This window comes from Pelagibacterium lacus, assembly GCF_003345525.1.
GTDB classification, from domain to species: domain Bacteria; phylum Pseudomonadota; class Alphaproteobacteria; order Rhizobiales; family Devosiaceae; genus Pelagibacterium; species Pelagibacterium lacus.
On record NZ_QQNH01000036.1, the window covers coordinates 1 to 16,631 of the forward strand.

The following is a 16,631-nucleotide window of genomic DNA, read 5'->3' on the forward strand; positions in this document are numbered from 1 at the left end:
GGAACTCCGTGGGGGGCCGCGGGGCCGTCATGGCCGATCCGGGCCGAAGCCAAATCGCAAACGATCATGCGCTGGGCAAACTCCATGCGAAGCACTGGCCGTGCTGTCCCTCGTCACAAGCTCCCGTCTTTAGCCATCCCCGAAGATCGAGGCAACTGTTCCCGCAACTCCAGATAGGGAAAATCGCGGCGCGACCTCCCGGCTCCAGGCCGGACTACGACACCATCTTCGAAGGCTGGACCTGGCTTTCAACCGTCTTATGGAGGACCTTGTCCTTGTAGAGCCGCCGATCGGCAACGGCCACGAGGTCTTCCTGGGTGCCCATGGCTTCGCGGCTCTGGGCCGCGCCGATGCTGGCCGACAGCGCCAGGCTCCGTCCCTGCCACATGAAGGGCGTATCCTGGAGACGCGTCCGGATCTCCCGGGCGATTTCCTCGGCGTCGTCGCGGGTGGCGCCCGGCAACAGGATGCAGAATTCGTCGCCCCCGATACGGGCCACCACATCGGTGCTGCGCACGCATTCGGAGATGAGCCGGCCGAAAAACTGCAGCGCGGCATCCCCCGCGGCATGCCCATGGGTGTCGTTGAGGGGCTTGAAGTCGTTGAGGTCGATGAGCAGCACCGAATGGCCCGAGCCGCGCAAGCCGGCCGCATCCAGAGCCCTTTGCAGCGCCCGCCGGTTGGCCAGCCCCGTCAGTTCGTCGGTTTCCGAAAGCCGGGCCAGCCGTTGATGCAGGCTGTCGACGGTCATCATGGCAAAGCCCAGATTCCACACGGTGCCGCTGAACACCGTGCAGAGGAGTGCATAGGAGGCGAGCGCGTAATAGACCGCATAGTCGAGAGTGCCGGCGAGAACCGCCCAATTGGTGACGATCACCATGATCTGCCCCAGCCCAGCCACCGAAAAGGCGACGATGGCGATGAAAGCGCCAATGCCGGGCAGCCGATTGCGCAGCAGATGGATGAGACAGACCAGCATCACCGTGCTTTGCCCGCCCGCATAAACCATCGCCCGCCCGCGGTCATTGTCATGCATGGCGACCATCAGGCCGAACGCGATGGCGGTGATGGCGACCGCCGCCCCCTGCCCGCCGGCCATATTCCGGAAGCGGCGCAGTCCGATCCAGAACTGGCTGAAGCCGAAGATGATGATGGTATTGCCGGCGATTGCCGGGACGAGCGCCCCTTCATTGCCCTGCACCGCCAGCACGATCCCGCCCACCAGCGAAAGCGCGCAGGCGGCCAGCCAATGCACCGACGCGGAATGGGGCCGGTATATATAGGCAAAGGCAGCCCACACCACCGTCACGGTGAGCGAATTGAGGAAGATGACGATGTAGAGCGTCAGAAAATCGAGATCGAGCATGGCCACTCCTTGCCATGGTCCGTAAACCACGCAGGTTCAATGGCCGTTAAAGCGGATCGATAGAATGCACCCGGTTGCATCAACTCCCCGTCAGGGAGTGAAGCGGCCGGCTGATGAGAAGACGCTGGAAGCGGTGGTGCCCAGGGACGGGCAGCACCGATACAGCGATACGATATAGTTAGCAGGAAGTGGGGCCGTCAAGATCAGCCCCCCATGCTAACGCATTCCCAGTTTTTGTCCCACCGGCAGAATTCAGAAAAATTGCCCGGCAGCGCGCTAACGACATCGTCCGCCTCTCTCCCTACCAGGTCGACCCTGAACGCATTCTGGCGGCGCGAGACGAAATCGCAGAGGACATCCTCTTAGATCTCGAAGCGGAACTTGAGGTGGCAAAATGACCATTATCAAGCGCAAGCGATCTGAGAACTTTGCACTCATCCCGAACGCACTGGCAGATGACGAGCGGCTGTCTTTCGAGGCAAGAGGATTGCTGGTGTATCTTCTGGCAAAACCAGACAACTGGTCGGTTTCCATCAACGATCTGCGCGCCCAAGGCGGCATAGGCCGGGACAAAGCCTACAAGCTCATCAACGAGCTAATCGAAGGCGGATATATCTCGCGCGATCGCTGTACCGATGAGAGCACAAAGCGCATTACCGGCGTCAACTACACGGTGTTTGACTGCGTTCAAGTAGGGCAAAAGCCACTTCCGGAAAATCAGGACGCATACAAAGAACTAAGAGATAATAATAAATATTCCCCCCATAGCCCCCCAGCGGACAGCGTTGAGCTGTTTGACCAGTTGTGGCAGGTTTTCCCTATGCGGCCGGGCAGCAGTGAGAATGATGCCATTCGAGCCTTTAAGAAGCTCGATCAGGCAGAGCGTGCATTGGCGGTCAAAGCTGCACGTCACTATGCCAAACAGTTCAGAGACGATGCAGCCATTTGTCAATCAGCACTGAAGTTTGCCCCCCTATCGGCATGCAATATTGACCCCCTGGTTTGTGGAGCGGGCGAACCGGTGGAGTTGGCCGGGGTTGCGGAGGCGGTTCGCCCGCGGATCCACTGAGAGCGCATATTCCCTGTTTTTGAATCGCCAGCTTTCGTTGCCGGTCTCGACGATATCGCAGTGATGTGTGAGCCGATCGAGCAGCGCGGTGGTCATCTTTGCGTCACCGAATACGGATGGCCATTCCCCGAATGTAAGGTTGGTGGTGACGATGACCGAGGTCTGTTCATAGAGGCGGCTCACCAGATGGAAGAGCAATTGGCCTCCTGACTGGGCAAAGGGGAGATATCCCAGTTCGTCGAGGATGACGAAGTCCTTGCGCCCCATATACTCGGCCATCCGCCCCTGCCTTCCAGCCCTGGCTTCGATCTCGAGCTTGTTGACCAGGTCGACGACGTTGAAGAATCTACCGCGTGCGCCATTGCGGATACAGGCTCGGGCTATGGCGATTGCCAGATGGGTCTTTCCGGTTCCCGTCCCGCCGACCAGCACGATATTGCGCTGTGAGGCGAGGAAGTTGCCCGCCGCGAGGTCGTTGATCTGGGTCTGGTTGATCCCCGTGTCATCGAACACGAAGTCTCCGATATCCTTTGCCAGGGGGAACTTGGCGATGGTCATCTGATACTTGATCGAGCGGGCCTGCTTCTCGGCGATCTCGGAGGTGAGCAGGTCCGAGACGATGCGTTCGGGCTGGTGCTCGCGCTTTATGGCCGTGGAGATGATCTCGTCATAGGCATTCTTCATACCGTAGAGCTTGAGCGCGCTCATGGTGGTCAGGATCTCGGAACGTTCCATCATATTGCCCTCCTGAGGCTGTCATAGCGGGAACAATCGGCCGTGGGCTCGATGCGGAGCCTGAGGGCCTGAGGGGTGTTGAGGATGACCGGCTTTATGCGCGGCTCGCGCTGCCGGGCCAGGATGTTGAGCACGCTGGTCAGGATCGAGACCATCTGGCGATCTCCATCGCTTGCCGATGCCAGCCGACGGCGTATCTTCTCGATGCTGGCTGGCAGGACCCAGTCCTTGAAGGGCGCGCCGTTGCGCAGCGCGCCGGGTTTGCGGGCCAGAACAGGCACGTAATGCCAGGGATCGTAGAGGGTCTGATCACGGCCAAAACAGCGGGCGTGTTCTCCCACGACCACGCCGTCCTGCCGGATCTCGACCCGATCGGCATAAGCCCTGATCTCGACCGGCCGGCCACCGGCATGGGCCGCCACCGAGTATTTATTGTTGTCGAACCGCACCAGGCACGTCTTGGCCACCGAAGCGGTTACCGCATGGAAGCCATCGAAGCGTCCGGTAAAGGGAACAAGGCTGGGCCTCTCGGCTTCGAACACGTCCCAGATTGTGCGGTCGCCGAACTCGGGATGCTTGTGCGCCCGGGCATAGGCGATGGTCTTGTCCAGCAGCCAGGCGTTGAGCTCCTCATAGGACGCAAAGCGCAGACGGGGCGTAAAGAACCGCTCGCGGACAAGCCCAACCTGGTTCTCCACTTGGCCCTTCTCCCAGCCCGAGGCTGGCGTGCAGGCGACGGGGTCGACCAGGTGATGGCTGCACATTTGCAGAAAACGCCGGTTGTAGAGCCGCTCCTTGCCCACAAAGATCGTCTCGACCGCCGTCTTCATGTTGTCGTAGATGCCGCGCGTGCAGGCACCTTTGAAGAACGCAAATGCCCGGTCATGGGCATCGAACACCATCTCCTGGGTCTCGCGCGGATAGGCCCGCACGAACATCATCCGGCTATGACAAAGCCGCATATGGGCGACCTTGATCGTGACCGTTGTGCCATTGAGAATGACGATCTCGTGGCTCCAGTCGAACTGGTAAGCTTCCCCGGCAGAAAAACTCAGCGGCACATAGGCCGAGGATGCCGATTGCGAGCGCTCACGGCTCCAGCGACGTCCATAGCGCCGGACAGCGTCATAACTCCCACCATAGCCAAGACCGCAAAGCTCCTCATAGATCCGGATCAGCGTCAGCCGTTCGCGCGAGGGCTTGCCTTCATTGGTCAGCAGCAGACGATCCAGCTCTGCCTGCCACGGACCGATGGCCGGCAGGGGCTGGGTCTCCCGCTCATAGGAAAAGCGCGTCTCACCCGACCGGATGATCTTGCGCACCGTGTTGCGCGCAACACGGAGCTCACGCTCGATCTGCTTGATGGATTTGCCCTGCACGAAATATGCCCGACGAACCCGTGCAATCGTATCCACGCTCTTCATCCCCCGACCGCCTGTCAAAAACCAAAACAGGCTGTGCTAAAAACAAAATAAGGGGGGTCAATATTGGATGCTGATTAACCCCAAACCGGGGTCAAAATTGCACGCCTAATCACACGAGCTACCGATCATTCCCGAACTACAGCGGATCATCAACGCATCGCCGTGTGGCGACCTTACCTTCATCATTACCGAGTTCGGCAAGCCTTTCACGCGCAACGGATTTGGCAACTGGTTTCGCAAGCGGTGCGATGAGGCAGGCCTCAATCATTGTAGCGCCCACGGGCTTCGGAAAGCCGCCTCAGCGCGCATGGCAGAGCTAGGCTGCACGGAACTTGAAATCATGGCCGTCACAGGCCACCGGACCACGAAAGAGATTGTCCGCTATACGCGCGGCGCACGCCAGAAGGTGCTGGCCGCAAACGCGATGGCCAAGCTCTCAGCCGGACAAGTCGAGAACAAAAATGCCCCACTTTTAGAGGCAGATTTTGGGAGTGGGACAGGAGCGCCCGCTAACAATCTGGAAAGCAATGAAAAATGAAATGAATGGTGCCCAGGGACGGAATTGAACCGCCGACACGCGGATTTTCAATCCGCTGCTCTACCAACTGAGCTACCTGGGCATCCAAGACGAGGCGGTGAGCCTCGGGTTGGTGGCGGGGTTATAGGAGGTCGAATGGGGTCTGTCCAGCGACCCGAAGGAGATTTTTCCCGCTTTGGACAAATTATTGAATCACGGCCATCATGGGCCGTGAGCGCGGGAAGCCGGGGCTCTCGCCCCGGTCAATCGTCCTCGTCGCGGCTTTCGTCCTCGGCCGGCCGGCCGGGGATGGCGTAGCTGCCCTTGAGCCATCGGTTGAGGTCCACATCGGCGCAGCGGGCCGAGCAGAAGGGGTGGAATTGCTGCACCGAGGGCTTGCCGCAGATGGGACAGGGTTTTGGCGGACGCAGGCGTGTGACGTTCGAGGCCATGGTCTAGACTCCGGTAAGGTTCGCCGGATTGAGCCAGTTGAAATGCACCGGATAGCCTTCGCCCGAGAGCAGCGAAACGGTCTCGTAGAGCGGCAGGCCGACCACGGCATGATAGGAGCCGCTGAGCTTGACGACGAAGGCCCCGGCGATCCCCTGAATGGCGTAGCCGCCGGCCTTGCCGGTCCATTCGCCGCTGGCGAGATAGGCTTCGATTTCCTTGCTGCTCAGGCGCTTGAACCTTATGCGGGTATCGACCACACGCTCGCGGGCGTGCCCATTGGCCGAAACGACGCACAGCCCGGTGAAGACGCGGTGCGAGCGCCCCGACAGCAGCCTTATGCAGCTGGCGGCCTCGTCCATGGTCTCGGCCTTGGGCAGGATGCGCCGGCCCACCGCCACCACCGTATCGGCCGCCAGGATCACCGCATCGCCGCCGATGCCGGCCTGGCGCGCCTTGTTGCGCACTTCCATGGCCTTGGCATGGGCGAGCCGCTGGGCGAGCCGGCGCGGCAGCTCCCCGGTTTCGGGCGTTTCGTCCACATGGGCGGGGATCAGGTGATCGGGTTCGATGCCGATCTGGTTGAGCAGCGCCAGCCGACGCGGAGATGCAGAAGCGAGAATGAGTTCTGGACGTCCGGACACCGATGGCACCCTTCGTGGGATAATGGACGGACCGACGCGGGAAGCGTCGCGGCCGGCCTATTTGAAGCGGTAGGTGATGCGGCCCTTGGTGAGATCGTAGGGCGTCATTTCGACCAGCACCTTGTCGCCGGCCAGAACGCGGATACGGTTCTTGCGCATGCGCCCGGCCGTATGGGCGATGATCTCGTGATCGTTCTCGAGCTTGACGCGAAATGTCGCGTTCGGAAGCAATTCGACAACGACGCCCGGAAACTCGAGCACTTCTTCCTTTGCCATTCTTTCTCCTGATAAGGCCCCCTATTCGCGGGGCGCGCGATTTGGCGCGCAAACTAAACGCAAACGCCGATAAAGGAAAGGGCCAGATCAGACCCCGTTTTCCACCGCCTCCAGCAGGGCCGGAAGCCCCTGGGCCAGGCGCCGGTCGAGCTGGTCGCGCAGGCTGCGATAGGCGGCGAGCGCCGTCTCGCGGGTCCCCTCCACCTCGGAGGGGTCCTCGAGGTCCCAATGTTCCATCACGTCGGCATGCAGCCCGCGCTCGGCGACGGCCCGCCGCGCATCGTCGGCGAGGGTGATGATGATGTCGAAATTGGAGGCCATCAATTCGTCCATGGTGTGGGGGGTATGGACGGACATGTCGACGCCGATCTCCTCCATCACCTGATGCACGAAATGGTCGACCTTGCCCGAGCGCACCCCGGCCGAACGGGCGATCAGCCGTCCGGGGAAATGCCGGCGCGCCATGGCGGCAGCGATAGGCGAACGCACCGAATTCATCGAGCAGACGAACAATATGGTGGGAAGCTGGCTCTCTTCCTCGGTCACCCGGGTGGCATAGGGCTGCACGGCGCAGATCAGGGTGAACAGCCGGCGCGCGGTTTCCAGATCGATCACCAGCTTGTTGTCGAGCCGCTGGATCAGCAGCTCAGCCGCCTGGTTGTGCAATCCGCGCCGGCCCATGTCGACCGCCTCGATCTGATGGGTGGAGGCCGAGCGGATGGCTTCGTAATAGCTTTCGCGGATGCGGAAATAATCGCGGATCAGGCCGCGGAACGGGGTCAGCGAAAGGTAATGCGCGGCGATCGGCTTGAAGGTCTCGGGATGGCGCACGTCGAGCACGATATGGTTGTGGACGATCGAAAGGTGCAGCGCATAAGGCCCCTTCGCGGTGACGCGGGCGGGATAGAAGCGGTTGGTGTCGATCAGGTCATAGCTGGCGATGCGCCATTCATGCACCTCGTCGGGATCGACCGAGGTGATGGTGTTGGGGTCGAGGGTGACCGTGACGATCCGGTCGGTTTTCGGATCGAAGGGCCGCTTGTCCATCAATGATTGAGCCTTATGGACACCGACCGGCCATGGGCCTCCAGCCCTTCGGTCTCGGCCAGGATCACCGTGGCGGCGCCCAGTTCGGCCAGCGCCTGCGGCGTGCAGGAGAGGATCGAGGTGCGCTTGACGAAATCGAGCACGCCGAGCCCCGAGGCAAAGCGCGCCGAACGCGCCGTGGGCAGCACGTGGTTGGAGCCGCCCACATAATCGCCGATCGCCTCGGGGGTGTGATGGCCGACAAAAATCGCCCCGGCATTGCGGATAAGCGCGACGACCGGCTGCGGGTCGGCAAGGGCCAGTTCCACATGCTCTGAGGCGATGCGGTTGGCGAGCGGGATGGCGTCCTCGAGCGAAGGCACGGTGATGATCGCTCCGAACTCCTCCCAGCCGGCACGCGCGGTTTCGGGCGCCCGCAAGGTTCCGAGTTGCCGCTCCACCTCGTCGCGGACCGCTGCCGCCAGTTCCGTGCTGGTGGTCAACAGGATCGCCTGCGCGCCGCCGCCATGCTCGGCCTGGGCGAGAAGATCGGCGGCGACCCAGGCGGGGTTGGCGGTATGGTCGGCGATGACCAGCACCTCGGAGGGGCCGGCGATCATGTCGATCCCCACGGTCCCGAAGACCTGCCGCTTGGCGGCGGCCACATAGGCATTGCCGGGCCCGACGATCTTGTAGACCGGCGCGATGGTGCGCGTTCCGAAGGCCAGCGCGGCCACGGCCTGCGCGCCTCCGACGCGGTAGATCTCGTCGACCCCGGCGATACGGGCCGCGGCCAGCACGGCCGGATTGATCACCCCCCTGGGCGTGGGCACAACCATGGCCAGCCGCTCGACCCCGGCCACCTTGGCGGGAATGGCGTTCATCAGAACCGAGGAGGGATAGGAGGCGAGCCCGCCGGGCACATAGAGCCCCACCGCCTCGATGGGAGTCCAGCGGCTGCCCAGCGTCACCCCGACGGCGTCGGTATAGAGGCTGTCGGCGGGCTTCTGCTTTTCGTGATGGGCGGTGATCCGCGCGTGGGCCAGTTCCAGCGCCGCCCGCACATCGGGAGCGATGCCCTTATAGGCCGCCTCGATCTCCTCGGGCGCGATCCGCAGCGTTTGCGGGGTCAGCGCCACGCCGTCGAGCTTTTCCGTCAGCGCGATCAGCGCCTCGTCGCCGCGCCGGCGCACATCCGCGATGATCGCGGCGACGGTTTCGCCGACCTCGACGGAGGCCTCGCGCTTGGAGGCGAGCAGGGCTTCGAAAGCCTGCGCGAAGCCGGGTTCGGCGCTCGAAAGAAAGACGGTCATATGCTAAGTGGTGCCCTGGTCAGTCGACGTCGTGCTTGGGCTGGGCCTTGGCCGCCCAGACACCGCCGAGGTCGCGAAGGCGCGCTTCGAGACACTCGACTTCGAGCCGCACCCTGCCACCGCCGGCAAAGGTAAGCAAGACATCGCCCTCGGGCGCGTCGCCGGCCGCAAAGCTGATGGCGAGCAGTTCGAGCACGCCGTCCTTGGCGTTGAGGTCGAAGCCTTCCGCATGGGCGGCCTTGACGAAATCGAAATGCAGCCCGGCCCGCTTGCGCTGTCCCCGGCCCCCGGGATCGCTGACCTCCCAGGCATAGCGGTTGATCAACAGGACGAAGCGGCGGTCGGACTTGGAATAGCCCATGTCCCCCACCCTCACCACGGCGTCCTGCACATGGGCGGAAACGATGTCGAGGTCTTCGCTGTCCAGCGCGAGAAGCTTGAGATCGGTCATGGCGGTTCCGGTTGAGATGGCGTCGAGGGTCATGGCGTTCATCTGGGCATTGCGGGCCCAAAGTGCAAGCACATTCGACAGCCCGCCTAGCCCGCGATGCGCTCGATCACCGCGCCGCAGCGGCTGAGCTTGTCTTCCAGCCGCTCGAAACCCCGGTCGAGATGGTAGATGCGGTTGACGATGGTCTCGCCCCGGGCGGCCAGCCCGGCGATGACCAGGGAGACCGAGGCGCGCAGATCGGTGGCCATCACCTGGGCGCCGCGCAGCTCCGGCACGCCGGTGACCCGGGCCAATTGCCCGTCCACATGGATATTGGCCCCGAAGCGGGCCAGTTCGGCCACGTGCATGAAACGGTTCTCGAAAATGGTCTCCTTGATCACCGAGACCCCGTCCGAGCGGGTCATCAGCGCCATGAACTGGGCCTGGAGATCGGTGGGAAAGCCCGGAAAGGGCTCGGTTTCCACATCCACGGGGCGGATGGGCCCCTCCCCGCGCCGGATGCGGATGCCGCCGGCCTCGGGCTCGACCGCGATCCCCGCATGGCCGATCACGTCGAGGGCCGCCTGCAACAGTCCGGGCCGGGCATTGCGCAGCAGCACATCGCCCCCGGTCATCGCCGCGGCCATGGCATAGGTGCCGGTCTCGATGCGATCGGGCAGCACTTCATGCACGGCACCGCCGAGCTTTTCGACCCCCTCGATGACCAGGCGCTCGGTGCCGATGCCGGTGATCCGGGCGCCCATGGCGACGAGGCATTCGGCGAGGTCGCCCACTTCGGGCTCGCGCGCCGCGTTCTCGATCACCGTGGTGCCCTGGGCAAGGGTGGCGGCCATCATCACCACATGGGTGGCGCCGACCGAAACCTTGGGAAAGCGCACATTGGCGCCGCGCAGCCTGCCGCCCGGCGCGCGGGCCACGACATAGCCATTATCGATCTCGATTTCCGCCCCGAGCTCGCGCAGCCCCTCGAGATAGAAATCGACCGGGCGGGTGCCGATGGCGCAGCCGCCGGGCAGCGACACCTTGGCGTGGCCCTCGCGGGCGAGCAGCGGGCCGATCACCCAGAAGCTGGCGCGCATGGTCGAGACCAGCTCATAGGGCGCCGTGGTGTCGACGATGTCGGAGGCGGTGAAGGTGATGCGCTGGCCGCCCATGTCGGCGTCGCCGCGCCGGCGGCCATGCACGGCGATGTCGACGCCGTGATTTTCGAGGATGCGTTCGAGCTGCTTGACGTCGGCGAGGCGCGGCACGTTGACCAGGACCAGCGGCTCGTCGGACAGCAGCGAGGCGATCATCAGCGGCAGCGCCGCGTTCTTGGCGCCGGAGATCGGAATCTCTCCGTTCAGCGCATTGCCACCGACGAGGCGAATACGGTCCATGGGGGGCTCCTTGGCCGGAAGGGACAGGCGAATCGCCGGGCGGGCCGGCGGCGTCGCGATTGGAGGGTCTGGTTAACTCAGGGCGGGGCCGACCGCAAGAAAAGCGCGGGCGCTACGGTTTTTCGTCTCCGGCTTTGCCTCTATCCGTATTGGCTTGATCCGGGTCATGGCGTTCCCCCTGTGACGGCGCGATTTGCGATTGGGTCCGGGCCTTGGCCTGGACCTTGCGGCGGCGCAGATTTTCCCGCAGCTTTGCGGCCAATCTTTGCTCGCGATCGGAATGGGCCATGGCGATGCCTTTTTTCCGGTTGGGAAATGGCTGTTACCTGCCCGTTTTTTGCCCTTGCGTCCACCGTTTCGCTGTGGCACTAGAAGCCCGCATCCGGCTGGCGCCACCGCCACGCCGCACATGATCGTGCTGCCGTAGCTCAGGGGTAGAGCACTCCCTTGGTAAGGGAGAGGCCGAGAGTTCAAATCTCTCCGGCAGCACCACTCTATGTCCTTGAGGCATAAGAACTTATTGATTTGTCTGTCTATTCCGCGCCTCTGTTGATACACAGAGGTGATACACATGGCCCTTGCAATGCCCTCACCCTACAAGCACTCCAGCACTGGCGTCTATTGGTTGCGCCAGCGTGTTCCAGCCAAGCACAAAGCACAAGCCAGGGGCCAAACAGTTTCCGTAATGATCGGCGGGAAGCTTTCCCGGGCCAAGCTCGGCGATGAAGTCAAGGTGTCCCTGGGCACTAAAGACCCAGCGGAAGCCAAGCGTTTGACAGCGGAAGTGCTGCCGCAATTCAATGCCATATGGGATAGCTTTGCCAATGCCCCGGCAAGGCTCACCCATAAACAGATCGTGGCCCTTTCCGGAGAAGCATACCGCGCCTTTTCTGCTTTGGAGGACGATCCTGGCGACCCAGAAATTTGGCAGCGGGTGAGATCGGCAAACGAAGCCGCCTTCACGGGCGATATTCTCTATATCGGCAACGAGACCCAAAGACATGAAGAAGCAATGCGGAGGCGATTCGGCGCCTTCGTAGACGCCACGCTGCAGCGCAAGCATTTGCGAGTTGATGAGCAAACCTATGGCAAGCTCTTGGAGCAATTCGGCAAGGCAATGGATGAGGCTAGCGAACTGCTCCACCGGCGGTCTCTCGGCGACTATCGACCTGATACCAATTCAGAGCGCTTTCCCCCAGTTACTGTAGAACCTCGACAAAATGCTGCCTCCCATAAAAGGCTGACGATTATACGTTTCGATCAGCTTGCTCGCCGCGATCGACACCCTAGTGCAGACTGGGGCCCATGGTAGGAGTCCAGTCCCAACTCTTTGGGGCATTCTCGTGGGTCTCGTCGCCGCCCATTGGTTTGCTTTCAGCCTTGCAGCCATCGCAACGGATACTACCGAGGACCGTAAGAATTCTCTGTTGCACAGCGCTGCAGGGATAGCAGGCGCTGCTAGCGTTGGAATGGTTCTGACGGTGACTTCATGGCTCGTTCCGGCACAGTGGGAAGCTCTAGCAATTACAATAGCATTAATCGGCTATATTTCTATTGCAGCTATCACTATAGCCCGTAGCCGCAAAGCGGGCTGGCTGCGAGGGACAATCATTGTTGTCGGCGTGCTGACCTTATCATTTGGCATTGTCTTTTTAAAAAACTTCCTAGGGGCCTACTAAGCATCCCATTTGTTTGCGAGTGCGCGAAGGCCTTTCCGTGGCGCCAATTTGCGGGCAGCAAAGGTTTAACTTATCAGCAACCCTATTTCGACAAGCTCAACGAGGGCGATTGGTAACGAGTACGCCCCTTCTCGACCGAGGCCAATGCCCGCTTGCACTTCATCCGCTTGGAAGTGGCCCCTGCAGTCTATCGGTGTTTGTAGGGAAGATAGACTGTAAGCCCTCCCTGCACCTTCGTCTTCATCGCCCCCCATTCCTCGTGGGCGGCCGGAATGTGCCGAGTCGTGGGATGCGGCAGACCTGCTCGAGCCGCCACCAATGACGGCCTCGACATGAGGTTCTGTCGATCACATGCAGACCACTATAGTCGGCACGGGAGCCCCTACAAGGCCAGCTATACGGCCGCTGAACTCAAGCCGCACCGTCAGCATGCCCGACGCTGGTTAGCTGAACACGGGGAGCGCAGGGACGTCGTAAGCGCCATTGCTCGTGTTGAAGGCCTCTATCAGCGAGCCGGGCCGCATGTGGAAGCCTTCCGGTTGCGAGGGCTTTCTCCTGAGGACCGCGCCCGGGCAGCCTGGGCACGGTTGCGAAAGGCCCAGGTCAATCCTGTCGAGGTCATCGCCGCCTGGCTCGCTATCGAAGCCATGATCGAGGCAGACCCGCATCCGGAGCACAAGGAGTTCCAGCTCGTGCAGGCCGCCAAGCTCGTGCACAGGATGGCGTCGGGCAGCCACAGGCGCTGGCAAGGCCCCGATGGGGGAACCATCGAGATGCATGTCTATCCGCGCCCCAGGGGCAAGGTTCTGAGGCATCTTGGCAGGGATATAGAGGAAGCGGCCGGGCTGGTCATTGTCGGACGCTAGGTCGAATCGATCGTGAGGGTCTACCCCCGGGGGCCCTTGTAAAGGACCTCGTCGAGGCGAGCCTTCAGTTCCTCATCCTGTCGCCTGAGGGCTGCACAGAGGAGGGCTGCATCGTCGCGGGAGAGGTGCTGGAGCACCACCCCATTCAGCTCCGCCGGACCATCTAGAAGGCCGTCGATCACGCTCCATGAACCATCGTCATGCTGGGTGAGACTATAGCGCTCATTCATGGTTCCCCCTGGGACGGGCTTCGCCCTGCCGGTACTGTGGCCTCCCAAACCGATCCAGAGAAAATACCCCGCAAGTTACTCTCGGACAAGCTTGAGGGTATCACAAACACATTGGTCGAAAGATAATGAGTTGTTCCAGGAGACGGGAACCCGCTGGCTTCGTCGGTCTTTGATTATAACCGACTGAGTCATTATCGAGATCTAATGTCCCACGACCGCACCTTATCCGCGCTTCTTGACCGCATTTCAGATTTGGCGGAAGGCGATGTGTCGATAGAGGATTTGGTGGACTCTATTGGCTATCGAGCGTTCCCAGCTCTCATTTTGGTGCCTGCACTAATTGTTACTTCTCCTGCCAGCGCTATTCCCGGACTGCCGACTTTCGCAGGACTGACCATCTCGATTGTTGCGGCGCAATATGTTTGCGGAAGGAAGTCGGTTTGGCTTCCCAGGTTCATCCTCAAGCGCTCACTTTCGTCAGATATGCTGGGCAAGTTCCTTGGTCTGGTGCGCAGCCCGAGCAGATGGATCGAGCGCATTCTAAAGCCCCGACTGTCCTGTCTGGCCGATAAGCCGTTCGGCTTGGTGCTGGGCTTGCTGATCATGATGCTCGGGATGATAATGCCGCTACTTGAGTTCATCCCATTCACCTCCACCATCGTGGCCGGGTCTGTCAGTCTTCTGAGCCTGGCGCTGCTTTTTCGAGACGGCCTATTAGCACTCCTGGCCGTGGCCATCCTCGCTACGGGGTGCTACGCCATTTATTCTGTGCTGACAGCACTCGGCACGTGATGCACCGCAGGACACCATCCCGCTGGCCCGCCGCCCAGTTAGAGCTCCGCTAAGCGGCTGGATACGTAATTACCCCACCCGAAGCTTTTACCGCGCCGGCAGTCAGCTTCGCGGGTTCGCAGCGTCCTGGCGACATGAGGTGATCCACTTCGTTGCCGTTCATCAACAGGTAGTCCGTGATGATCCTGCGATGGCATCGCCACCAGACAGCTTCGGAACACATCAAAGCGAGTCGGTGATCGCGGCCCAGCTTCATCAGTTGGCGGAGTGCGGCTGCGAACGTCTTGCCCATGGCGTAATCGGCGTAATTGTGAAAGCTCTGCACTCGCCAGAAAGCATTGGTTTGTTCGTCCACGCCCGGTTGCTTGCCACGTCGACCACCAAGCGCTGGACAGTGCCTATACCCGATCTGCACGTTCGCCAGCGCATTCGGCAGGCTTTCAATATTGAACGCGGGATTGGCCCGGGATTGTGGAAAGGTCCGAACGTCGATCAGCAGGGCAATTCGCGCATCGCGCAACATCCCGATCAGTTCGTCGAGTGGTCGATTGGAATGCCCGACAGTCAGGAAGGTCGCCATAATTGCGCCAACGCCCTGGCGTGCTCGACCGTTCCTGTGAACCCTTCACGGGCACTGATAGAGCCATCGCAGCGATCTTATCGATTACGCTGGGGGGGACGTTGCGCCTTCTGACAGGCCAAGCCAAGGCTGAGCCTATTTTAGCAGCTTGGGGCCGGGCGAGATGTCCAAACGTACTGATGCCCCTGCCCCGCCCGATCCGCAATCCCATAGCCTGAGACTTGCGTTCAATTTACGGGCCTCGCCGAGGGCAAGCTATTGCAACAATTCCTGATTTAGCCATAAATGGACTTCGTCAGTGCACCATGGACCTAACCCTAGGCATCAGAGTTGCTACCACATCCCGAACTGGAAGCTGCATTCTTGGCGGCGCTTGTTGCTTCGTCTAACGATGCGATCATCACCAAGAGCCTCGACGGTGTCGTGACGTCATGGAATGACGCAGCCACACGAATCTTCGGCTATCAGCACGATGAGATGATCGACCAGTCCATCACAAAGCTGATTCCCGAAACATTACGCTCGGAAGAGGATGAAATCCTACGCCGGATAAGGCGCGGTGAGCGGGTCGAGCATTTCGACACAGTGCGCAGGACCAAGGACGGCAGCGAGGTTCACGTATCCTTGACGATCTCGCCACTGGTCGACGCACAGGGGCGCATCATGGGGGCGTCTAAGATCGCTCGGGACATTTCAGACCGCAAGCGGAGTGAAGAACGCCAGCAGTTGCTGGTGAATGAACTCAAGCACCGTGTCAAAAACACCCTGAGCACGGTTCGTGCTATCGCCGGACAAACCTATGATGACCCTCAGTTCGCTGATCTGAATGCTGCTTTCACGCATCGCATAATGGCGCTTGCCGCCAGCACCGATCTCCTCATCAAAGATGATTGGAACGGTGTGCAATTGCGTGATCTTGTTGACTCGGTGCTCCTCCCGTTTCATCCCAATGACGATGCCATACAGATCACAGATGGTGCAAAGGTGGAGCTAACGCCGCCCCAGGCGAGTTCATTGGCCTTAGCGCTGAACGAACTCGCGACCAACGCCACCAAGTATGGGGCACTTTCTCAACCCGGGGGATACGTTCTTCTAGGCTGGAAAACGTCGGCAGATTCGCCTGAAATGATGGTGCTGAAATGGGTAGAACGAGGTGGTCCCGAAGTTCACCAGCCGCAGCGCAGCGGGTTCGGGACCAAAATTCTGACATTTGCCCTAAAGCATGAATTGAACGCCGACACTGAACTTAAATACGCTCCCGGGGGTTTGGAATTCAGCATGCGATTTTGATCGACTGCAATAGCTTGTGTTTCCAGACCCGGAGCTCATGTGGATCTGAATAGCCATATCCTAATAGTTGACGACGAATTTCTCGTCCTCCTCGACCTTCATACCCAGCTTCAGCAAAGAGGTTTTTCAAACATCAGCACCGCAAGCAATGTGGCGGGAGCTATGACAATCGTTGAAAATGAGACCATAGTTATGGCCTTCCTCGATATCAATTTGGGCAATGAAACGAGCTACGATATAGCGTCTGCTCTTCAAGAGAGAAACATTCCGTTCGCATTCGTCTCTGGATACGCCAAAGACTTCGTAGACGCTGCCTTCGATGATGTGCCGGTTATTACCAAACCGGTAAGCTCAGGCGATATCGATCAGTTCTTACGGCGAGGCTAGCCAGTCGGGTGAGGCTTGCAAGAGTCCAAAATCTCCCATTCGGCCCGCGGGAACAAGTTCGACCACTATGGGCTGAAATCAATCAGGACGCTGGACAGCGGCCACTTACGTCAATGCCGAATGGCCCGGCGGCGATGAGGATATCAGCCGAGGGCCG

At 60.8% G+C, this 16,631-nt stretch carries 20 protein-coding genes, 2 tRNA genes and 2 pseudogenes; 10 read left to right on the forward strand and 14 right to left on the reverse strand.

Features of this window, described 5'->3' with window-relative positions:
• Positions 1 to 214: 214 nt before the first annotated feature.
• Positions 215 to 1,366 (reverse strand): GGDEF domain-containing protein, encoded by a 1,152-nt coding sequence (locus tag DVH29_RS14930; RefSeq protein WP_147276123.1) that lies wholly within the window; start codon positions 1,364 to 1,366, stop codon positions 215 to 217.
• A gap of 394 nt (positions 1,367 to 1,760) precedes the next feature.
• Here DVH29_RS14930 and DVH29_RS16510 point away from each other — a divergent pair, with 394 nt between their 5' ends.
• Positions 1,761 to 2,435: an LvrA C-terminal domain-related protein gene (locus DVH29_RS16510; RefSeq protein WP_199562609.1), complete on the forward strand. Its 675-nt coding sequence runs from the start codon at positions 1,761 to 1,763 to the stop codon at positions 2,433 to 2,435.
• Here DVH29_RS16510 and istB read toward each other — a convergent pair.
• Both istB and istA read right to left on the reverse strand, forming a co-directional pair.
• On the reverse strand, positions 2,340 to 3,170 hold the full coding sequence (gene istB, locus DVH29_RS14935) for an IS21-like element helper ATPase IstB (protein WP_199562611.1): 831 nt from the start codon (positions 3,168 to 3,170) through the stop codon (positions 2,340 to 2,342). The genes DVH29_RS16510 and istB overlap by 96 nt on opposite strands.
• Positions 3,170 to 4,594 (reverse strand): IS21 family transposase, encoded by a 1,425-nt coding sequence (gene istA, locus DVH29_RS14940; protein ID WP_114646992.1) that lies wholly within the window; start codon positions 4,592 to 4,594, stop codon positions 3,170 to 3,172. The genes istB and istA overlap by 1 nt, the downstream gene beginning before the upstream one ends.
• Before the next feature lie 184 nt (positions 4,595 to 4,778).
• Here istA and DVH29_RS16810 point away from each other — a divergent pair.
• Positions 4,779 to 4,931, forward strand: a pseudogene (locus DVH29_RS16810) (tyrosine-type recombinase/integrase); the annotation flags it as partial.
• A gap of 3 nt (positions 4,932 to 4,934) precedes the next feature.
• A complete protein-coding gene (locus tag DVH29_RS16815) occupies positions 4,935 to 5,132 on the forward strand; it encodes a hypothetical protein (RefSeq protein WP_245945017.1) in 198 nt (65 codons plus the stop codon).
• A gap of 6 nt (positions 5,133 to 5,138) precedes the next feature.
• On the opposite strand, the gene DVH29_RS14950 is transcribed toward DVH29_RS16815, so the two are convergent.
• The 10 genes and pseudogenes from DVH29_RS14950 to DVH29_RS16515 form a co-directional block, all read right to left on the reverse strand.
• Positions 5,139 to 5,214 (reverse strand) — tRNA-Phe (locus DVH29_RS14950).
• A 160-nt stretch (positions 5,215 to 5,374) separates the two neighbouring features.
• Complete coding sequence (gene yacG / locus DVH29_RS14955) at positions 5,375 to 5,563, reverse strand: DNA gyrase inhibitor YacG (RefSeq protein WP_114646994.1); 189 nt, start codon at positions 5,561 to 5,563, stop codon at positions 5,375 to 5,377.
• 3 nt (positions 5,564 to 5,566) lie between these two features.
• Complete coding sequence (locus DVH29_RS14960; protein ID WP_114646995.1) at positions 5,567 to 6,205, reverse strand: Maf-like protein; 639 nt, start codon at positions 6,203 to 6,205, stop codon at positions 5,567 to 5,569.
• Positions 6,206 to 6,262: 57 nt separating this feature from the next.
• Positions 6,263 to 6,481, reverse strand: coding sequence for a translation initiation factor IF-1 (gene infA / locus DVH29_RS14965; protein ID WP_024708546.1), 219 nt, complete (start codon positions 6,479 to 6,481; stop codon positions 6,263 to 6,265).
• Positions 6,482 to 6,568: 87 nt separating this feature from the next.
• Positions 6,569 to 7,048: an arsenate reductase ArsC gene (locus DVH29_RS16660; protein ID WP_281270847.1), complete on the reverse strand. Its 480-nt coding sequence runs from the start codon at positions 7,046 to 7,048 to the stop codon at positions 6,569 to 6,571.
• A 6-nt stretch (positions 7,049 to 7,054) separates the two neighbouring features.
• A pseudogene (locus DVH29_RS16665) lies at positions 7,055 to 7,528 on the reverse strand (UPF0262 family protein); the annotation flags it as partial.
• Complete coding sequence (gene hisD / locus DVH29_RS14975; protein ID WP_114646997.1) at positions 7,528 to 8,820, reverse strand: histidinol dehydrogenase; 1,293 nt, start codon at positions 8,818 to 8,820, stop codon at positions 7,528 to 7,530. The pseudogene DVH29_RS16665 and the gene hisD, both read right to left, overlap by 1 nt.
• A 19-nt stretch (positions 8,821 to 8,839) precedes the next feature.
• Positions 8,840 to 9,343, reverse strand: a complete 504-nt coding sequence (locus DVH29_RS14980) for a DUF2948 family protein (protein ID WP_245945019.1) — start codon at positions 9,341 to 9,343, stop codon at positions 8,840 to 8,842.
• Positions 9,344 to 9,357: 14 nt separating this feature from the next.
• Positions 9,358 to 10,650, reverse strand: a complete 1,293-nt coding sequence (murA, locus tag DVH29_RS14985; protein ID WP_114646998.1) for a UDP-N-acetylglucosamine 1-carboxyvinyltransferase — start codon at positions 10,648 to 10,650, stop codon at positions 9,358 to 9,360.
• Between the two features lie 112 nt (positions 10,651 to 10,762).
• A complete protein-coding gene (locus tag DVH29_RS16515) occupies positions 10,763 to 10,939 on the reverse strand; it encodes a hypothetical protein (RefSeq protein ID WP_199562610.1) in 177 nt (58 codons plus the stop codon).
• Between the two features lie 128 nt (positions 10,940 to 11,067).
• Here DVH29_RS16515 and DVH29_RS14990 point away from each other — a divergent pair.
• The 5 genes from DVH29_RS14990 (at position 11,068) to DVH29_RS15010 (ending at position 14,217) form a co-directional block, all read left to right on the forward strand.
• A tRNA-Thr gene (locus tag DVH29_RS14990) sits at positions 11,068 to 11,142 on the forward strand.
• Between the two features lie 79 nt (positions 11,143 to 11,221).
• Complete coding sequence (locus DVH29_RS16255) at positions 11,222 to 11,962, forward strand: DUF6538 domain-containing protein (RefSeq protein ID WP_147276124.1); 741 nt, start codon at positions 11,222 to 11,224, stop codon at positions 11,960 to 11,962.
• A 31-nt stretch (positions 11,963 to 11,993) separates the two neighbouring features.
• Positions 11,994 to 12,329 (forward strand): hypothetical protein, encoded by a 336-nt coding sequence (locus DVH29_RS16260; RefSeq protein WP_147276125.1) that lies wholly within the window; start codon positions 11,994 to 11,996, stop codon positions 12,327 to 12,329.
• Positions 12,330 to 12,916: 587 nt separating this feature from the next.
• Positions 12,917 to 13,195: a hypothetical protein gene (locus tag DVH29_RS16670; RefSeq protein ID WP_245945021.1), complete on the forward strand. Its 279-nt coding sequence runs from the start codon at positions 12,917 to 12,919 to the stop codon at positions 13,193 to 13,195.
• Between the two features lie 434 nt (positions 13,196 to 13,629).
• Entirely contained in the window at positions 13,630 to 14,217 is a 588-nt protein-coding gene (locus DVH29_RS15010) for an exopolysaccharide biosynthesis protein (RefSeq protein WP_114647002.1), read from the forward strand.
• A gap of 49 nt (positions 14,218 to 14,266) precedes the next feature.
• Here the strand turns inward: DVH29_RS15010 and DVH29_RS15015 are convergent, their stop codons facing one another.
• Positions 14,267 to 14,797 carry a DUF488 domain-containing protein gene (locus DVH29_RS15015; protein WP_114647003.1) on the reverse strand — a complete coding sequence of 177 codons (531 nt, stop codon included), beginning with the start codon at positions 14,795 to 14,797 and terminating at the stop codon, positions 14,267 to 14,269.
• Between the two features lie 363 nt (positions 14,798 to 15,160).
• On the opposite strand from DVH29_RS15015, the gene DVH29_RS15020 reads away from it, so the two are divergent.
• Together DVH29_RS15020 and DVH29_RS15025 are read left to right on the forward strand one after the other, a co-directional pair.
• Positions 15,161 to 16,087 carry a sensor histidine kinase gene (locus DVH29_RS15020; protein WP_158541695.1) on the forward strand — a complete coding sequence of 309 codons (927 nt, stop codon included), beginning with the start codon at positions 15,161 to 15,163 and terminating at the stop codon, positions 16,085 to 16,087.
• A gap of 39 nt (positions 16,088 to 16,126) precedes the next feature.
• Positions 16,127 to 16,474 (forward strand): response regulator, encoded by a 348-nt coding sequence (locus tag DVH29_RS15025; protein ID WP_158541696.1) that lies wholly within the window; start codon positions 16,127 to 16,129, stop codon positions 16,472 to 16,474.
• Positions 16,475 to 16,631: the final 157 nt, after the last annotated feature.